At 69.5% G+C, this 16,466-nt stretch carries 15 protein-coding genes; 5 read left to right on the forward strand and 10 right to left on the reverse strand.

From position 1 onward, the window contains the following. Positions 1-12: 12 nt before the first annotated feature. Genes AC1ROC_RS05620 through AC1ROC_RS05630 form a run of 3 tightly spaced genes read right to left on the reverse strand, consistent with a single transcriptional unit; the run spans position 13 to position 1,909 of the window. Positions 13-381 carry a hypothetical protein gene (locus AC1ROC_RS05620; protein WP_085369328.1) on the reverse strand — a complete coding sequence of 123 codons (369 nt, stop codon included), beginning with the start codon at positions 379-381 and terminating at the stop codon, positions 13-15. After that, positions 378-1,286 (reverse strand): tRNA pseudouridine(55) synthase TruB, encoded by a 909-nt coding sequence (truB, locus tag AC1ROC_RS05625; protein WP_492998636.1) that lies wholly within the window; start codon positions 1,284-1,286, stop codon positions 378-380. Before truB ends, AC1ROC_RS05620 begins: the two co-directional genes overlap by 4 nt. After that, complete coding sequence (locus tag AC1ROC_RS05630; protein WP_085369330.1) at positions 1,283-1,909, reverse strand: TetR/AcrR family transcriptional regulator; 627 nt, start codon at positions 1,907-1,909, stop codon at positions 1,283-1,285. The genes truB and AC1ROC_RS05630 overlap by 4 nt, the downstream gene beginning before the upstream one ends. Positions 1,910-1,999: 90 nt before the next feature. Between AC1ROC_RS05630 and AC1ROC_RS05635 the strand changes: the two genes are divergently transcribed. Next, on the forward strand, positions 2,000-3,466 hold the full coding sequence (locus tag AC1ROC_RS05635) for a DHA2 family efflux MFS transporter permease subunit (protein ID WP_492998639.1): 1,467 nt from the start codon (positions 2,000-2,002) through the stop codon (positions 3,464-3,466). Positions 3,467-3,521: 55 nt separating this feature from the next. Then, the gene (locus AC1ROC_RS05640) at positions 3,522-4,523 is read left to right on the forward strand and encodes a ketopantoate reductase family protein (RefSeq protein WP_492998641.1); all 1,002 of its coding nucleotides are present in this window, start codon (positions 3,522-3,524) and stop codon (positions 4,521-4,523) included. Here the strand turns inward: AC1ROC_RS05640 and AC1ROC_RS05645 are convergent. Next, complete coding sequence (locus AC1ROC_RS05645) at positions 4,520-5,107, reverse strand: nucleoside/nucleotide kinase family protein (RefSeq protein ID WP_492998643.1); 588 nt, start codon at positions 5,105-5,107, stop codon at positions 4,520-4,522. The genes AC1ROC_RS05640 and AC1ROC_RS05645 overlap by 4 nt on opposite strands. 42 nt (positions 5,108-5,149) lie before the next feature. Between AC1ROC_RS05645 and AC1ROC_RS05650 the strand changes: the two genes are divergently transcribed. Then, positions 5,150-6,025 (forward strand): HhH-GPD family protein, encoded by an 876-nt coding sequence (locus AC1ROC_RS05650; RefSeq protein ID WP_492998645.1) that lies wholly within the window; start codon positions 5,150-5,152, stop codon positions 6,023-6,025. A gap of 104 nt (positions 6,026-6,129) precedes the next feature. Here AC1ROC_RS05650 and rbfA read toward each other — a convergent pair whose 3' ends face one another. The 4 genes from rbfA to nusA all read right to left on the reverse strand — a co-directional run bounded on the left by rbfA (position 6,130) and on the right by nusA (position 10,887). Beyond that, a complete protein-coding gene (gene rbfA / locus AC1ROC_RS05655) occupies positions 6,130-6,567 on the reverse strand; it encodes a 30S ribosome-binding factor RbfA (protein ID WP_085369335.1) in 438 nt (145 codons plus the stop codon). Positions 6,568-6,652: 85 nt separating this feature from the next. Next, a complete protein-coding gene (gene infB / locus AC1ROC_RS05660) occupies positions 6,653-9,484 on the reverse strand; it encodes a translation initiation factor IF-2 (RefSeq protein ID WP_492998647.1) in 2,832 nt (943 codons plus the stop codon). 83 nt (positions 9,485-9,567) lie between these two features. After that, a complete protein-coding gene (locus AC1ROC_RS05665) occupies positions 9,568-9,846 on the reverse strand; it encodes a YlxR family protein (protein ID WP_434948193.1) in 279 nt (92 codons plus the stop codon). Positions 9,847-9,879: 33 nt separating this feature from the next. Then, positions 9,880-10,887 carry a transcription termination factor NusA gene (gene nusA / locus AC1ROC_RS05670; protein ID WP_085369337.1) on the reverse strand — a complete coding sequence of 336 codons (1,008 nt, stop codon included), beginning with the start codon at positions 10,885-10,887 and terminating at the stop codon, positions 9,880-9,882. Between the two features lie 106 nt (positions 10,888-10,993). Between nusA and AC1ROC_RS05675 the strand changes: the two genes are divergently transcribed. Next, positions 10,994-11,782: a DUF1206 domain-containing protein gene (locus tag AC1ROC_RS05675; protein ID WP_492998650.1), complete on the forward strand. Its 789-nt coding sequence runs from the start codon at positions 10,994-10,996 to the stop codon at positions 11,780-11,782. Positions 11,783-11,800: 18 nt separating this feature from the next. Here AC1ROC_RS05675 and AC1ROC_RS05680 read toward each other — a convergent pair whose 3' ends face one another. After that, entirely contained in the window at positions 11,801-13,567 is a 1,767-nt protein-coding gene (locus tag AC1ROC_RS05680; protein ID WP_492998651.1) for a proline--tRNA ligase, read from the reverse strand. Between the two features lie 59 nt (positions 13,568-13,626). On the opposite strand from AC1ROC_RS05680, the gene AC1ROC_RS05685 reads away from it, so the two are divergent. Then, on the forward strand, positions 13,627-15,054 hold the full coding sequence (locus AC1ROC_RS05685) for an RNB domain-containing ribonuclease (RefSeq protein WP_492998654.1): 1,428 nt from the start codon (positions 13,627-13,629) through the stop codon (positions 15,052-15,054). Between the two features lie 227 nt (positions 15,055-15,281). Here AC1ROC_RS05685 and ispG read toward each other — a convergent pair whose 3' ends face one another. Then, a complete protein-coding gene (gene ispG, locus AC1ROC_RS05690) occupies positions 15,282-16,436 on the reverse strand; it encodes a flavodoxin-dependent (E)-4-hydroxy-3-methylbut-2-enyl-diphosphate synthase (protein ID WP_179150775.1) in 1,155 nt (384 codons plus the stop codon). Positions 16,437-16,466: the final 30 nt, after the last annotated feature.

Below are 16,466 nucleotides of genomic sequence, written 5' to 3' on the forward strand. Positions count from 1 at the left end.
ATTCGCGCTGGCTCAGGCTCCCTGCACGAACCAGATCTGCCCCATCCGGTACACCATCACCGCGATGGCGAGGCACACGCCGCCCAGGATCACTGTCGACCACCTGTTGCGCTCGATCAGCGCCCAGAAGGCTCCGGCGGGCGGCAGGATGAGCGCGGAGATCAGGTAGATGTAGAACTCGGGCAGGCTGCCGCTCGGCTCGTTGCCCACCGCCGGGGCGACGATGGTCACGATCAGCTGGGCGATGAGCAGCACCTCGACCAGCGCGACGGCGCCCATGCTGAGGTCGCCGGGAACGCGTCCGGCCAGTCCGAGCACGATGCAGAGCACGCCTGCGACGGCGGCGACGATCACCTGCGTCGCCGTGAACCACTCGATCATGCGGTCGCGATCTCGTCTGTCGGGAAGTTCACGAGGGTTCTTGCTTCCTTTCCGCGGAACTCGATGAGTCCCACCAGGTGTCCGGTCGGTGCGATGGCCGCGAGCGGTTCGCCTCCCCCATTCTCCCTGTCCGCGACGTGGATGCGTTTCCCGTGGGTCAGGTCGATGGCCTGCTGCTCCGTCAGGTCGAACCGCTCGAACAGCGTCGTGGCGGCCTCGGCGGCCGGAACGAGCGCCGAGGCGACGTCGAGGGCTTCGATGGGATGCGCGTCCTCCACGCTGAACGAGCCCACCCGCGTGCGCCGCAGCGCCGTGAGGTGCCCGCCGACGCCGAGCGCAGCACCCAGGTCGCGGGCGAGCGACCGGATGTACGTGCCGGACGAGCAGACCACCCGCACGTCGAGGTCGATGGCGGCGGGCAGCCGCCGCGTGGCGAGCAGCTCGAACTCCGAGACGGTGACCGGCCGCGCCTGCAGCACGACCTCCTCCCCCGCCCGCACCCGCGCATACGCGCGCTTGCCATCGACCTTGATCGCACTGACCGAGCTCGGAACCTGCTCGATCTCGCCGGTGAGGTCGGCGATGCCGGACCGGATGGCGTCGTCGGTGACCGCGGAGACCGCATCCTGGGGCGCCTCGTCGACGATGTCGCCCTCCGCGTCGTCCGTCGTGGTGCTCTGGCCGAGCCGGATGGTCGCGAGGTACTCCTTGTCGGTGCCGACGATGTACGTCAGCAGCCGCGTGGACGAGTTGAGGCCGACGATCAGCAGGCCGGTGGCCATCGGGTCGAGGGTGCCGGCGTGGCCCACCTTGCGGGTGCCCGCGAGCCTCCTGGTGCGCGCGACGATGTCGTGGCTCGTCCAGCCCTGCGGCTTGTCGACGAGCAGGATGCCGGAGCCCGTCATGCGCTCTTCTCAGCGCTTCGCGTGCCGACGACGTCGAGCACCAGCTGCAGCTTGGTCTGGAACGTGCACTCGAGGAGCTCCGTCGCCGCCTCATCGATCCCGTACTTCTCGGGGAGGCGGAGTCCGAGCAGCGTGTTCAGCAGCATCCCCTCCGCCAGGAAGGAGCGCACGCGCTCGGGTTCGAAGCCCGCCTCGTCGCGCAGCATCGTGTAGATGGCGATGAAGCCCTGTCTGGCCTGCTCGCCGATGACGGGGTCGTGGCCCATGCTGAACGCCTGCATCAGCGACAGCAGCAGCCCGCGGTCCTCGATCAGGTTGACGTACGCCGTGCCGAGCAGCCGGCCGATCTGGTCGTCGGGCGAGCCGTCGGCCTTCCAGCCCGCGATGGTCTCTTCGAACGTGACGAGCAGTTTGCCGAGCGCCCGCGAGAGCACCTCGACGAAGAGGTTCTCCTTGCTGCCGAACATCCGCACGACGTACGGCTGGCTGATGCCGGCCGCCTTGGCGATCTGGTCGGTGGTGGCGCCGACGTATCCGCGTTCCCCGAAGACGAGGCTGGCGGCGGCGAGGATCTGCTCTCTGCGCTCCTCCGCCGGAATGCGCTCACTGATTTTGTCGGTCACGCTTGACAGGTTATCAGTCGATTACTAATCTCGGTCTTGTTGTAATCATCCGATAACAACATTCCCGTGACTTCGACAGGATGTGCCGCCATGTCGTCCCCCTCCACCGCCCGCCGCATCCCGATCTGGCTGGCCGTCGTCGCCGCATCGCTCCCGATGTTCATGGCGACCCTCGACAACCTCGTCGTCACCAGCGCCCTGCCGGTGATCGCCAAAGACCTCAGCGCCTCCATCGAGGAACTGCAGTGGGTCATCAACGCATACACGCTCAGCTTCGCCACCCTCATGCTCATGGCGGTGGCCCTCGGCGACCGGTTCGGACGCCGCACCGTGTTTCTCAGCGGCATCGCCGTCTTCACCCTCGCCTCGGCGGCGAGCGCCCTTGCAACGGAACCCTGGATGCTCATCCTGGCCCGGGCCGTGCAGGGCGTCGGAGCAGCAGCTCTCATGCCGCTGTCCCTCACCCTCCTGGCCGGAAGCGTCAGCGTCAGGATGCGCCCGGCCGCCATCGGCATCTGGGGAGGCATCGCCGGCCTCGGCGTCGCGACGGGACCGCTGATCGGCGGCGCCGTCGTGCAGGGCTGGAACTGGCAGGCCATCTTCTGGCTGAACGTCCCGCTCGGTGTCATCGCCGTGCCGCTCGTGCTCGCCGCCCTGCCGAACAGCTTCGGCCAGCGCGTCCGGGCGGACATCGTCGGCCTGCTGCTCGCCGGCCCAGGCGTCCTCGGGATCGTGTTCGGGATCGTGCGCGGCAACGACGCGGGCTGGGACAGTTTCGAGGTGCTCGGCTCCCTGATCGCCGGCGCCGTGCTGCTCGCGGCGTTCGTCTTCTGGGAGGGCCGCGCCTCCGCGCCGCTGCTGCCGCTCCGCCTGTTCCGCGACCGCAGCTTCACCGTGGCCAACCTGGTCGGCGTGACGTTCAGCTTCGGGATCTTCGGGGCGGTCTTCATCCTGATCCAGTTCCTGCAGGTGGTGCAGGGCCACACGCCGCTCGAAGCCGGTGTGATGACCATGCCGTGGACCCTCGCCCCGATGGTGGTCGCGCCACTCACCGGCCTCGTCTCCGGCCGGACGGGCACCCGGCTGCCGATCCTCGTCGGCCTGGTCCTGCTCACGGTCGCGATGGCCTGGATCGCGCTCACCCTGTCCGCCGATCTCGAATACTCGGCCATGTGGCCGCCGTTCGCCCTCGCCGGCATCGGCATGGGCCTGGTCTTCGCCCCCAGCTCCACCGCCGTGCTCGCCAACATGAAGGCCGAGGACCACGCGAAGGCGTCCGGCACCAACTCCACCCTCCGGGAGATCGGCGTCGCGCTCGGCATCGCCGTGCTCACCGCCGTGTTCACCGGCGCTGGCGGATCGCTGACCCCCACCGGCTACGTGGATGCCGCCATCCCGGCCATCTGGGTCGGCGCCGGAGTGCTCGGGGTCGCCGCGATCATCTCGCTCGCCCTGCCGTCCGGCATCCGCCGCCGCGGCCACCAGGATGCGGAGACCGAGCTCGCGGAGGCGGTGGCGGCCGAAGGCTCCCCGCAGGCGGCAGCACTGGTCGACTGACCGCATCCGGTCGCACCGCATCCCTCCTCCCCTGCCGCGCGGCTAGGGTGGGGGGATGCGGATCGGCGTCATCGGAGCGGGAGCCGTCGGCGGCACCATCGCAGCCCTGCTCGACCGCGTCGGCCACCAGGTGGAGGTCACGGCGCGCGGCACCCAGCTCTCCGCCATCCGAGAAGGCGGCCTGCACCTCGACGGCGCCTGGGGGTCGCACACCGCGCACGTCTCCGCCGACGAGGTGCTCCGCACCCAGCCGGAGCTCGCCTTCCTCTGCACGAAGGCGCAGGATGCGGCCGCCGCCCTCCGGGAGAACCAGCACCTGCTCGGCGGCATCCCGGTCGTGGTGGTGCAGAACGGCCTGACCGGGCTGCGCCAGGCCATGACGATGCTCCCGGACTCGCAGTGCGTCGGCGCCCTCGCCCTCTACGCGGCGAGCTACCTCTCCCCCGGCCGGGTCACCGTGACCACGGCGGCGAACACATACATCGGGGCCGGAAGCGGAGAGCCACCAGAGGCCGCAGTCTTCGCCACCCGCGTCCTCGACGCCGCGATGCCGGCCTTCGCCGTCGACAACTTCGACGGCGCCCAGTGGACCAAGCTCATCGTCAACCAGATCAACGCGATGCCCGCCATCACCGGGCTGAGCGCCCAGGACTCGCTCGGCGACCGCCGGCTGCGCCGCATCGTCACGGCCAGCATGCGCGAGGCCGTGCGAGTCGGCTTCGACCGCGGCATCCACTACGGCAGCATCCAGGGGCTCAGCAACGGCATCCTGCGGTTCGTCGCCGTCTCCCCGCTCTGGGCGGGCCAGCTCGTGCCGCTCATGATGAAGCGCAGGATGGGCGCAACCCCCAACCCCGGGTCGACGCTGCAGAGCATCCGGCGCGGCCAGCTGACCGAGATCGACTACCTCAACGGCGCCATCGTCGGCGAAGCCCACGACCTCGGCCGGGAGGCGCCGATCAACGCCGCCATCGTCGACCTGGTGCACGAGGTGGAGCGCACGCGCGCGTTCATCGAGCCCGCCGTGGTCGTCGACCGGATGCGCGCGGTCGTCTAGCAGCTGTCCGCGAACACCCTCCGCGGCAGCTCGGGGTCGCTGTCGTCCACCAGCGCGCTCGCCCACATCCGCGGCTCCGCGTCGTTCTCGTAGATCGCGTCCTGCGGCGTGTTCACCAGCGCGACGGAGTAGTGCCAGATCCCGCGCAGCTCCGGCCGCAGCAGGAACTCGCCGTCGACCACGAGCACCGCATCCTGGCCGGTCGTCTCCCAGCGGCTCTCCATCGGCACATCCCGGCGCTCGTCGAACGCCGCCGTCTGGAACCCGGTGCTGCCCGCCATCCGGAACGGGTCGATCAGCACCCGCCGGAAGGTCACGTAGTCGAACGAGCCGCGGTAGTAGTCGAGCGCCGACTCCGGCCCGAGCCTGGTGCGGTCGGCGCGCGGACGGTGGAAGTCGGTCATCGACGCGCGCAAGGTATCGTAGCCCGCCTCGCGGAACACCTCGGCGAGGTCGTCGGCGAAGGGCGCGGTGTCCGTGACTCCGTCCACCGCGACCATCGTCCGGCCGTGCCCATAGCTGCGCGTCACCTCGCCGACCAGTTCACGGAGGAACAGGACGCGCGGCGTCGGTGGAAGCTTCATGGCACGAGCCTAAGCCGCGCGCGCACCGATTACGCTGGAACGATGGTGGATGCTCAGGACTCGTTCTCCGCCTCCGTCATCGACTGGTTCCATGCCAACCGTCGCGACCTGCCGTGGCGCCGCGACGGTTTCACCGCCTGGGGCACTCTGGTCAGCGAGTTCATGCTGCAGCAGACCCCGGTGAACCGCGTCATCCCTCGGCTCGAGGAGTGGCTGACCCGCTGGCCGACGCCGGCGGACCTCGCCGCCGTCCCGCCCGGCGAGGCCGTGCGCGCCTGGCAGTCGCTCGGCTACCCGCGCCGCGCGCTCTGGCTGCACGCCTGCGCCGTCGCCATTACCGAGCGTCACGGCGGCGTCGTGCCCGACGACGTGGATGCGCTGCTCGCGCTCCCGGGCATCGGCGACTACACGGCGCGCGCCGTCGCGGTGTTCGCGTACGGAGACCGGCACCCGGTGGTCGACACGAACATCCGGCGCGTGATCGCCCGCGCCGTCGACGGCCAGGGCGAGCCTTCGCCGCCGAGCAGACGCGACCTCGCCGCGATGGAGTCGCTGCTCCCCTCCGAACGTGCAGCAGCCGCCGCGTTCAACGCGGGAATGATGGAGCTCGGCGCGCTGGTCTGCGTGGCCAGGACGCCGCGCTGCGACGTGTGCCCGCTCTCCGACGTGTGCGCCTGGCGGCTGGCCGGATACCCGGAGTACGCCGGCCCGAAGAAGGCCGTGCAGAAGAAGTACGAGGGCAGTGACCGGCAGGTGCGCGGACGCATCCTGGCCGAGCTGCGCGCCTCGCACATCCCGGTGACCGCCGCCGAACTCGAGTCCGTCTGGCCGGACGCCACCCAGCGCGACCGCGCCCTGGCGGGCCTCCTCGCCGACGGCCTCGCCGTCACCGCCCCAGGCGGCTACACCCTCCCCTGACCCGGCGGCACGCAGCAATCGAGCCGAGACTTGTGTACGCGACACGCCGTAGCGGTGCGTACACAAGTCCCGGCTCGATTGTCTGGGAAGGCGGAAGACCGGGGTCAGTCTTCGTCGTCGTCCTCGCGGGGCTTGACGTACGGGTCCTCGTCGCCCGCGTATGCGGCACCGGCGGCCAGGCCGGCCACCTCGGTGTCGCGCTGGCGCGCCTCGCGCAGCAGGTCTTCGATGTGCGCCGCGTTCTCCGGGATCGCATCCAGGATGAACTCGAGCGACGGCGTCAGGCGGGCGGTGATGTTCTTGCCCACCTCGCTGCGCAGCATCCCGGTGGCCGCAGCGAGGGCCGCGGCGGTGTCCGTGCGCTCCTCGTCGGTGCCGTAGACCGTGTAGAAGACCGACGCGTGCTGCAGATCGCCTGTCACCTGCACATCCGTGATGGTCACGAAGCCCATGCGCGGGTCGCGGACGCCGCGTTCGAGCCGCTTGGCGATGATGACCTTGATTCTGTCCGCGAGCTTCCTCGCGCGTGCCGGGTCAGCCATGTTGTCTCTCCTTCACTGCCCTGATAGCACCGAGCGGGATGGGAGGAGGCCCGGAGGGCGAACCCTCCGGACCTCCTTTCCACACCTACGCGCGGGGCTTCTCCCGCATTTCGGTCGTCTCGATCTCGTCGCCGATCTGGATGTCGTTGAACTTGCCGAGACCGATACCGGCCTCGAAGTCCGTCCGAACCTCGGTGACGTCGTCCTTGAAGCGACGCAGCGACTCGATGGCCAGGTTGTCCCCGACCACGACGCCGTCGCGGATGACGCGCGCCTTGGCGTTGCGCGTGATCGTCCCGGAGCGGACGATGACACCGGCGATGTTGCCGAACTTGGAGGAGCGGAACACCTCGCGGATCTCGGCGACACCGGACTGGACCTCTTCGAACTCCGGCTTGAGCATGCCCTTGAGCGAGCTCTCGATGTCGTCGATCGCGTTGTAGATGACCGAGTAGAAGCGCACATCCACACCCTCGCGGGCTGCACGCTCGCGGGCCTTGACGTCCGGGCGGACGTTGAAGCCGATCACGATCGCGTTGTCGATGGTCGCCAGGTCGATGTCCGACTCGGTGATCGCGCCGACGCCGCGGTGCAGGATGCGGAGCTGGACCGAGTCGTCGACCTCGATCTTCATGAGCGACTCCTCCAGCGCCTCCACGGCACCGGACACGTCGCCCTTGATGATGAGGTTGAGCGCCTCGACCTTGCCCTCTTCCAGAGCACGGGTGAAGTCTTCCAGCGAGATGCGCTTGCGCGACTTCGCCAGCATGGCGTTGCGCTCGGCCGCTTCACGCTTCTCAGCGATCTGACGGGCCGTGCGGTCCTCCTCGGTGACGAGGAAGGTGTCGCCTGCTCGCGGAACGCTGGACAGACCCTGCACCTGCACAGGACGCGACGGGTACGCCTCGTGAACGGCGTCGCCGTTCTCGTCGACCATCGCACGGACGCGGCCATAGGCCGTACCAGCGACGATCGAGTCTCCGACGCGCAGCGTTCCCGACTGGATGAGCACGGTCGCGACTGCACCGCGGCCCTTGTCGAGCTTGGCCTCGATCGCGATACCGCGCGCATCCTTGTTGGGGTTGGAGCGCAGGTCGAGCCCGGCGTCCGCGGTGAGCAGCACAGCGTCCAGGAGGTCCTGGATGCCGATGTCGTTGCGCGCGGACACGTCGACGAACATGACGTCTCCGCCGTACTCCTCGGCGACCAGACCGAACTCGGTGAGCTGCTGGCGCACCTTGGCCGGGTTGGCGTCCGGCTTGTCGATCTTGTTCACTGCGACCACGATCGGCACACCGGCCGCCTGGGCGTGGTTGAGCGCCTCGATGGTCTGCGGCATGATGCCGTCGTCCGCCGCGACCACGAGGATCGCGATGTCGGTGACCTGCGCACCACGGGCACGCATGGCGGTGAACGCCTCGTGACCGGGGGTGTCGATGAAGGTGATGGCACGTTCGATGCCCTCGTGCTCCGTCCACACCTGGTACGCACCGATGTGCTGGGTGATGCCACCGGCCTCGCCTGCAACGACGTTCGCGTTGCGGATCGCGTCGAGAAGACGGGTCTTACCGTGGTCGACGTGGCCCATGACCGTGACGACGGGCGGACGGATCTCGAGGTCTTCGTCCGTCTCGTCCTCGAGCTCCTGGTCGAGGTCGATGTCGAAGCCTTCGAGCAGCTCCTTGTCCTCGTCCTCCGGAGAGACGATCTGGACCTTGTAGCCGAGCTCCTCGCCCAGCACGCCGAAGGTCGCCTCGTCGAGGGACTCGGTGGCCGTCGCCATCTCACCGAGGTGGAACAGCACGGTGACCAGGTTGCCGGGGCTGGCGTCGATCTTGTCGGCGAAGTCCGAGATGGATGCACCGCGGCGCAGCCGGACGACGGTGTTGCCGTCGCCACGGGGTACGCTCACGCCGCCCAGCGACGGAGCTTCCCTCAGCTCGAATTCCTGCCTCTTGGCGCGCTTCGACTTGCGGGCCTTGCTCTTGCCGCCACCGCGACCGAAGGCACCAGCGGTTCCACCGCCCGGTCCACGACCACGACCGCCGCCGCCACCTGCCGGGCGCGGGCCGCCGAAGCCGCCGCCTGGGCGCTGGAAGCCACCTGCGCCGGCACCGGCGCCTGCTCCACCACCGCTACCCGGACGCTGCTGGAAACCGGGACGGCCTCCACCACCGCCGCCAGGACGCTGGCCGGGACGGTTGCCGCCCGCTCCGGGGGCACCGGGGCGCGGCGAACCGGGACGCGGGGGCGTCGGGCGCGGGATGTTGCCGGGCGACGGGCGCTGGCCCATGCCCTGCGAGCTCGCGAACGGGTTGTTGCCGGGACGCGGCGCGCTCGGGCGCTGACCCATGCCCTGGTTGGATGCGAACGGGTTGTTGCCCGGGCGCGGAGCGCCGGGGCGCGGGATGCTGCTGGCGGCGTTTCCGCCTGCCGGGCGAGCGGTGTTGGGCTTGACGGCGTCCGACGGCGCTGCGGGCGCGGCGGCATCTGCGGAGGCCGCGGGGGCGTCCTTCGCCGCCTGTGCCTTGGCGTCTGCCGCGGCCTTGTCGGCCTCAGCCTTCTCGGCAGCAGCCTTCTGCTCCGCGAGGGCCTGGCGCTCTGCCACCGACAGCGGGGCCGCCGGCTTGGGGGCCGTGCCGCCCGGGTTGGGAGCAGACGACGGACGCGAAGCGCCCGGCGCGGGAGCGGAGGACTTCGGCGCTGCCGCCTTCTGCTCCGGTGCTGCCGCTGCAGCCTTGTCGGCCGTGAAGCCTTCCGCCTCGAGGGCAGCGCGAAGCTTGCGCGCCACCGGCGGTTCGATGCTGGAGGACGGTCCCTTGACGAACTCGCCCATCTCTTTCAGTTTCGCAAGGGCGACCTTGCTGTCGACTCCGAGTTCGCTTGCGACCTCGTGTACGCGTGGTTTTGCAGCCACAATTCTCCTGTCTAGGGGGTCTACCCCTAGCAGGGCAGACCGTTAGTTACGGACGGGTCTCATTTCGAGCCGCTCATTAGTTGTCACTCATTTGAGTTCACTGTGCCGTTCAGCCTGTTCTCTTCAAGTGCGGCCTGGATGGCCGTCGTATCGAGCATCCCGTCGACCTTCAAGGCCCGCCCGAAGGCGCGCCTCTGCAAGGCTTTGTCGAGACACCCGACGACCGGATGCAGCCACGCGCCTCGCCCGGGAAGCGTGGCGGAATGGTCCACCACGAGTTTCGAGTTCTGGGCGACGACCCTCAGAAGTGAGGATCGGGGAGCGCGAGAACGGCATCCGACGCACGTTCTAACAGGTTCCATCCTACACCCGCGCACAACCTCGGTCGGGCGCGACTACTCCTTGTCCAGGATCGAGTCGGGCTGGATGTCGATCTTCGCTCCAGTTAATTTCGCGGCCAGACGGGCGTTCTGACCCTCCTTGCCGATGGCGAGCGACAGCTGGTAGTCGGGCACGAGAGCGCGGACGGCCTTGAGCGATTCGTCGATGACGAACGCGCTGGTGACCTTGGCGGGCGACAGGGCGCTCGACACGAACGTGGCCAGGTCGGGCGAGTAGTCGACGATGTCGATCTTCTCGTTGTTCAGCTCGGCCGTCACGGCACGGACGCGCTGTCCGAGCTCGCCGATGCACGCGCCCTTGGCGTTCACTCCCGGCTCCGTGGCGCGCACCGCGATCTTGGTGCGGTGACCGGCCTCGCGGGCCAGGGACACGATCTCGACGACGCCGCTCGCGATCTCCGGCACCTCGAGTGCGAACAGCTTGCGCACGAGCGCGGGGTGCGTGCGCGACACGGTGATCTGCGGACCCTTGAGGCCCTTCGAGACACTCGTCACGTACACCCGGATGCGCGACCCGTGGGTGTACTCCTCGCCGGGCACCTGCTCCTCGGGCGGCAGGATCGCCTCGACGCTGCCGAGGTCGACGTGGATCATCCGGGGGTTCGGCCCCTGCTGGATGACACCGGCGACGATGTCGCCCTCCCTGCCACGGAACTCGCCGAGCACGGCGTCGTCCGCGATGTCGCGGAGCCGCTGGTTGATGACCTGCTTGGCGGCGAACGCCGCGATGCGGCCGAAGTCGCTCGGGCTGTCCTCGGCCTCGCCGACGATGTTGCCCTCGTCGTCCTTCTCGGGGACGTACACGGACACGTGACCGGTCTTGCGGTCGAGGTGCACGCGGGCCGCGGGAGGCTCTTCGGTGTGCCCGTGCTTGTGGTCGGCCTGATCGGTGTGCTTCAGGTAGGCGGTCAGAATCGCCTGCTCGATGATCTGCACCAGCTCATCGAAGGGAATCTCTCGCTCGCGTTCCATGAGACGCAAGACGCTGAGGTCGATGTCCATGCCGGCCTCCTCTATTCAGATCTCGCCGCCGCGTTCTGCGCGACGGACTCGACTAACTACGGTACCCGATGTTCCGACCGGCCGGAACGGGGGTACCGTTCCCAACATGACCTCCCCCACGTCTGCCGCCAGACGCGTCGAGCGCATCCCTGCCGTCCGCGTCCTCGCCAGGGTCGGAAATGCAGCCATCGGCATCCTGCACATCCTGATCGGCGCCATCGCGCTCGCTGTCGCCGTCGGCGCAGGCGGGAGCGGCGACGCCGACCAGTCCGGCGCCCTGCAGGCCCTTGTCGACGTGCCGGGCGGGTTGTTCGTGGTGTGGGCGGTGATCGTCGGCCTGATCGCGCTCGCGCTGTGGCAGATCCTGCAGACCGTCGTGGCGCACAAGGCGGGCACCCGGGTCGTCGAGATCAGCAAGGGCGTCGTCTACGCGGTGCTCGCCGTGACCGCGATCAGCATCGCATCCGGTGGAGGCTCCGACTCGTCTGCTTCGGAGAAGTCGGCGAGCTCGAAGCTGCTCGCCGTCCCCGGCGGCGTCTTCCTGCTGGCTGCGATCGGCCTGGCGATCGTCGGGGTCGGCATCGGCTTCCTGGTCAACGGGATCACGCACAAGTTCGAGCGCGGCCTCCGCCTCCCACCGAACGCGCTGGCGGGTATCACGACGACCCTCGGCCGCGTCGGCTACATCTCCAAGGGCGTCGCCCTCGGCATCGTCGGCGGCCTCGTCGTCTACGCGGCGATCACCGTGGATCCCAGCAAGGCCGGCGGTCTCGACGGCGCGCTGAAGTCGCTCACCCAGCTTCCGTTCGGCGTGTTCCTGCTCATCCTGATCGCCATCGGCCTGATCGCCTATGGCCTGTTCTGGTGCGTCAGGGCCGTCGCCATCCGGCTCTAGCCGCCCCGCTCCGGCCGGCTACGCCGTGAGCGCAGCCAGCGCGTCCGCGATCGGCAGGGTCTCTCGGGAGCCCGTCCTGCGGTTCCAGAGCTCGACCTCGCCGTCGGCAGCACCGCGGCCGACCACCAGCACGTGCGGGACGCCGATCAGCTCGGCATCGCCGAATTTCACGCCGGGCGAGACCTTGGGGCGGTCGTCGAACAGCACGTCCAGGCCGGCCTCCTCGAGGGTCGCCGTCACCTGCTCCGCCACGTCGAACGCCACCTGATCGCGTCCGGCGGCGACGACGTGCACGTCGAACGGCGCGACGGACTCCGGCCAGATCAGGCCCTTGTCGTCGTTGTTCTCCTCGGCGATGATCGCCAGGATGCGCGTGACGCCGATCCCGTACGAGCCCATCGTGACCGTGACGAGCTTGCCGTTCTCGTCCAGCACCTTGAGGCCGAACGCGTCCGCGTACTTGCGGCCGAGCTGGAAGACGTGACCGATCTCCATTCCGCGCGCCAGCTCGACGGGACCGGAGCCGTCCGGGGCGGGGTCGCCCTCCCTGACCTCGGCGACCTCGACGGTGCCGTCCCACGAGAAGTCGCGGCCGGCGACGAGCCCGAAGACGTGCTTGCCGTCGATGTTCGCACCCGTGATCCAGCCGGAGCCGTCCACGACGCGCGGGTCGACCAGATACCGGATGCCCGTGGCGGACTCCTCGCCGAGCACAGGGCCGTCGGCGCCCCACGGGCCGATGTAGCCCTTGACCAGGCCGGGGTGCTTCTGGAAGTCGGCGTCCGTCGCCGGCTCGACCTCACCGGGCGCGAACGCCACCTCTGCGCGCTTCATCTCGACCTCGCGGTCGCCGGGAAGCCCGACGACGACCAGCTCGCGCGTCCCGTCCAGGTGGGTGACGGCGAGCACCACGTTCTTGAGCGTGTCCGCCGCCGTCCAGGCGCGGCCGTCCGGCCGCGGGTGCTTCTCGTTGGCCACATCCACCAGGGTCTGGATGGTGGGCGTGTTCGGGGTGTCGAGCACCTCCTGCGGCGTCAGCTTCTCGTACGAGCGGGCGGCCGGGGCGAGCGTGGTGAACGCCTCGACGTTGGCCGCGTATCCGCCCTCCGAGCGCACGAAGGTGTCCTCGCCGACCGCGGTGGGGTGCAGGAACTCCTCGCTGCGCGAACCGCCCATCGCACCGGCGTCCGCCTGCACGATCACGTAGGAGAGGCCGAGCCTGGTGAAGATGCGCTCGTACGCATCCCGCTGAGCCTGGTAGCTGGCATCGAGGCCGGCGTCGGTGTAGTCGAAGGTGTACGCGTCCTTCATCGTGAACTCGCGGCCGCGCAGGAGGCCGGCACGGGGGCGTGCCTCGTCGCGGTACTTGTCCTGGATCTGGTAGATCGCCAGCGGCAGGTCTTTGTAGCTGGAGTACAGGTCTTTCACGAGCAGCGTGAACGCCTCTTCGTGCGTCGGCGCGAGCAGGTAGTCCGCGCCCTTGCGGTCCTGCAGGCGGAAGAGCGCGTCGCCGTACTCCTCCCAGCGGCCGGTGACCTCGTACGGCTCACGCGGCAACAGCGCGGGGAAGTGCACCTCGTGCGCTCCCGCGGCCGACATCTCCTCGCGGATGATGGCCTCGATCTTGCCCTTGACGCGCAGGCCGAGCGGCAGCCACGCGAAGATGCCCGGCGCCTGGCGTCGGATGTATCCGGCGCGAACCAGCAGCCTGTGGCTGGTGACCTCGGCGTCGGAGGGGTCTTCACGGAGGGTGCGGAGGAAGTAGTTCGTCAGGCGTGTAGGCACCGTTCCATGTTAGACGGCGGGGACGGGGCGGTGTCGCACCGCCGGAATAGGCTGACCGCATGCCCGACCGCAGAACGCACGTCACCGCCTCAGCAGCCCAGAGCGAGCTCGCGGAGGCATTGGCTGCGCTGCGCACCTCGCTCGACCTCCCCGACGGCTTCCCGGCCGCCGTCGAGGACGAAGCGGCGGCCGCGGCGGGCAGCTTGCGACTCCCCTCCCGGGATCTGACGGCGGTCGAGTTCCTCACCATCGACCCGGAGGGCTCGACCGACCTCGACCAGGCCGTGCACATCGAGCGCGCGACGGACGGCTATCTGGTCAGCTACGCCATCGCCGACGTTCCCGCACTGGTGCTGCCCGGCGGGGCGGTGGACGGCGAGGCGCGCAGGCGCGGGCAGACGATCTACGCGGCGGACGGCCGCATCCCGCTGCACCCGTCGGCCATCGGCGAGCACGCCGGTTCGCTGCTCGCCGGCGAGGACCGCAGTGCGTACGTCTGGGAGCTGGCCCTGGATGCCGACGGCCGCCAGGTCTCCGTCTCCGTCGCGCGCGCCGCCATCCGGTCGCGTCGTCAGTGGTCGTATCCGGAGGCGCAGTCGGCGATCGACGACGGCTCAGGGCCGGAGACGCTGCAGCTGCTCAAGGAGGTGGGCCTGCTGCGCATCCAGTGCGAGCGGCAGCGCGGAGGCGCCAGCCTGAACGCGCCGGACGAGGAGATCGTGTTCCGCGACGGCGCGTACACGCTCGAGCGCCGGGCTCCCCTGCCGGTCGAGGAGTGGAACGCCCAGATCTCGCTGCTCACCGGGATGGCCGCGGCCGGACTGATGCTGGATGCGCGGGTCGGCATCCTGCGCACGATGCCGCCTCCCTCGGACGACGCGATCGCCGGGTTCCGGGCGCAGACGGCAGCACTCGGCCTTCCCTGGCCAGAGGACGTGTCGTACGGCGAGTATCTGCGCACCCTGGACCACGGGGACCCGCGCGCTCTCGCGGTGATGCAGGCGGCCACCGGGCTGTTCCGCGGGGCCGGCTACGTGGTGATGGCGGGCGAGGCGCCCCCCGACCCTCTGCAGTCGGCGGTCGCCGCTCCGTATGCGCACACCACCGCTCCCCTGCGCAGGCTCGTGGACCGGTGGGTCCTGGTGATCTGCGAGGCGTTGAGCGCTGGGCGACCGGTGCCGGCGTGGGTGACGGACTCGCTCGGCGAACTTCCCGCGATCATGGGGACGTCGTCGCGCGTCGCGGCGCAGCTGGGCGCGGCGAGCGTCGATCGCGTCGAGGCCGCACTGCTCAGCGGCAGGATCGGCGACGAGTTCGACGCGACGGTGCTGGCCATCCGGAACGGCGACATGACCGTACAGCTGGCCGACCCTGCCGTGGTCGCGTCGATGCCGCGCCCGGATTCCGTGCTGCCGGGAACGGTCGTGCGGGTGCGCCTCACGGCCGCGAGCATCCCGGACGGGCGGGTGGCGCTGGTCGTCGTGTAGGGCGTTACGTTCGCGCGGAGACTGCGCGCGACGCGCCGCCCGCTTTTCCGCCCGAACGGAGAAGCGGGCGCACCGACGCCGTTTCTCCGTTCCAACGGAGTCGGTGCGGCAGACGACGCCGCTTCCGTCCCAGCGGAGAAGCGGAAGCGCGACGGGCTGATCTCCGCAATACCGGAGTGGACAGCGGCGAGTCGCCCCGTAACTCCGCCGTTGTGAAAGTCGTGCGCCTAGTGCGCGCCCACCGTGACCGTCGGCTCACCGGAGGTCACGTCGGGCATCTCGGCCGCGAGGCGGTTGGCCTCGGCGATCAGGGTCTGCACGATCTCGGCCTCCGGCACGGTCTTGATGACCTCGCCCTTGACGAAGATCTGGCCCTTGCCGTTGCCGGATGCGACACCCAGGTCGGCCTCGCGGGCCTCGCCCGGTCCGTTGACGACGCAGCCCATGACGGCGACGCGCAGCGGGACGCTCATGCCTTCGAGGCCGGAGGTGACGTCGTTGGCGAGCTTGTACACATCCACCTGGGCGCGTCCGCAGCTCGGGCAGGAGACGATCTCGAGCTTGCGCTCGCGGAGGTTGAGCGACTGCAGGATCTGCAGGCCGACCTTGACCTCCTGCGCGGGAGGAGCGGAGAGCGAGACGCGGATCGTGTCGCCGATGCCCTCGGAGAGCAGGATGCCGAACGCCGTCGCCGACTTGATCGTGCCCTGGAACTCCGGCCCGGCCTCCGTGACACCGAGGTGCAGGGGCCAGTCGCCGCGCTCGGCGAGCTGGCGGTACGCCTTGACCATCACGATCGGGTCGTTGTGCTTGACCGAGATCTTGAAGTCGTGGAAGTCGTGCTCCTCGAACAGACTCGCCTCCCAGACCGCGCTCTCGACGAGCGCCTCCGGGGTGGCCTTGCCGTACTTCTGCAGCAGGCTGGGTTCGAGCGATCCGGCGTTGACGCCGATGCGCAGCGAGACGCCTGCGGCCTTGGCCGCTGCGGCGATCTTGCCGACCTGGTCGTCGAACTTGCGGATGTTGCCCGGGTTGACGCGCACGGCCGCGCACCCGGCGTCGATGGCCGCGTAGACGTAGTTGGGCTGGAAGTGGATGTCCGCGATGACCGGGATCTGGCTCTTCTTCGCGATGATCGGCAGCGCCTCCGCGTCGTCGCGGCTCGGCACGGCCACCCGGACGATGTCGCATCCGGATGCGGTGAGCTCGGCGATCTGCTGCAGGGTCGCGTTGATGTTGGTGGTCGGCGTCGTGGTCATCGACTGGACGCTGATCGGGGCGTCGCCGCCGACGAGGACCTTGCCGACCTTGATCTGACGGGACTTGCGTCGGGGTGCGAGTGTTTCGGGAACCTTCGGCATCCCCAGGTTGATTGCTGCCACGTCCCCAATCCTACGCGGCTGTTTGGGAAC

The organism is Leifsonia sp. GW821-FHT13C05, assembly GCF_058806515.1.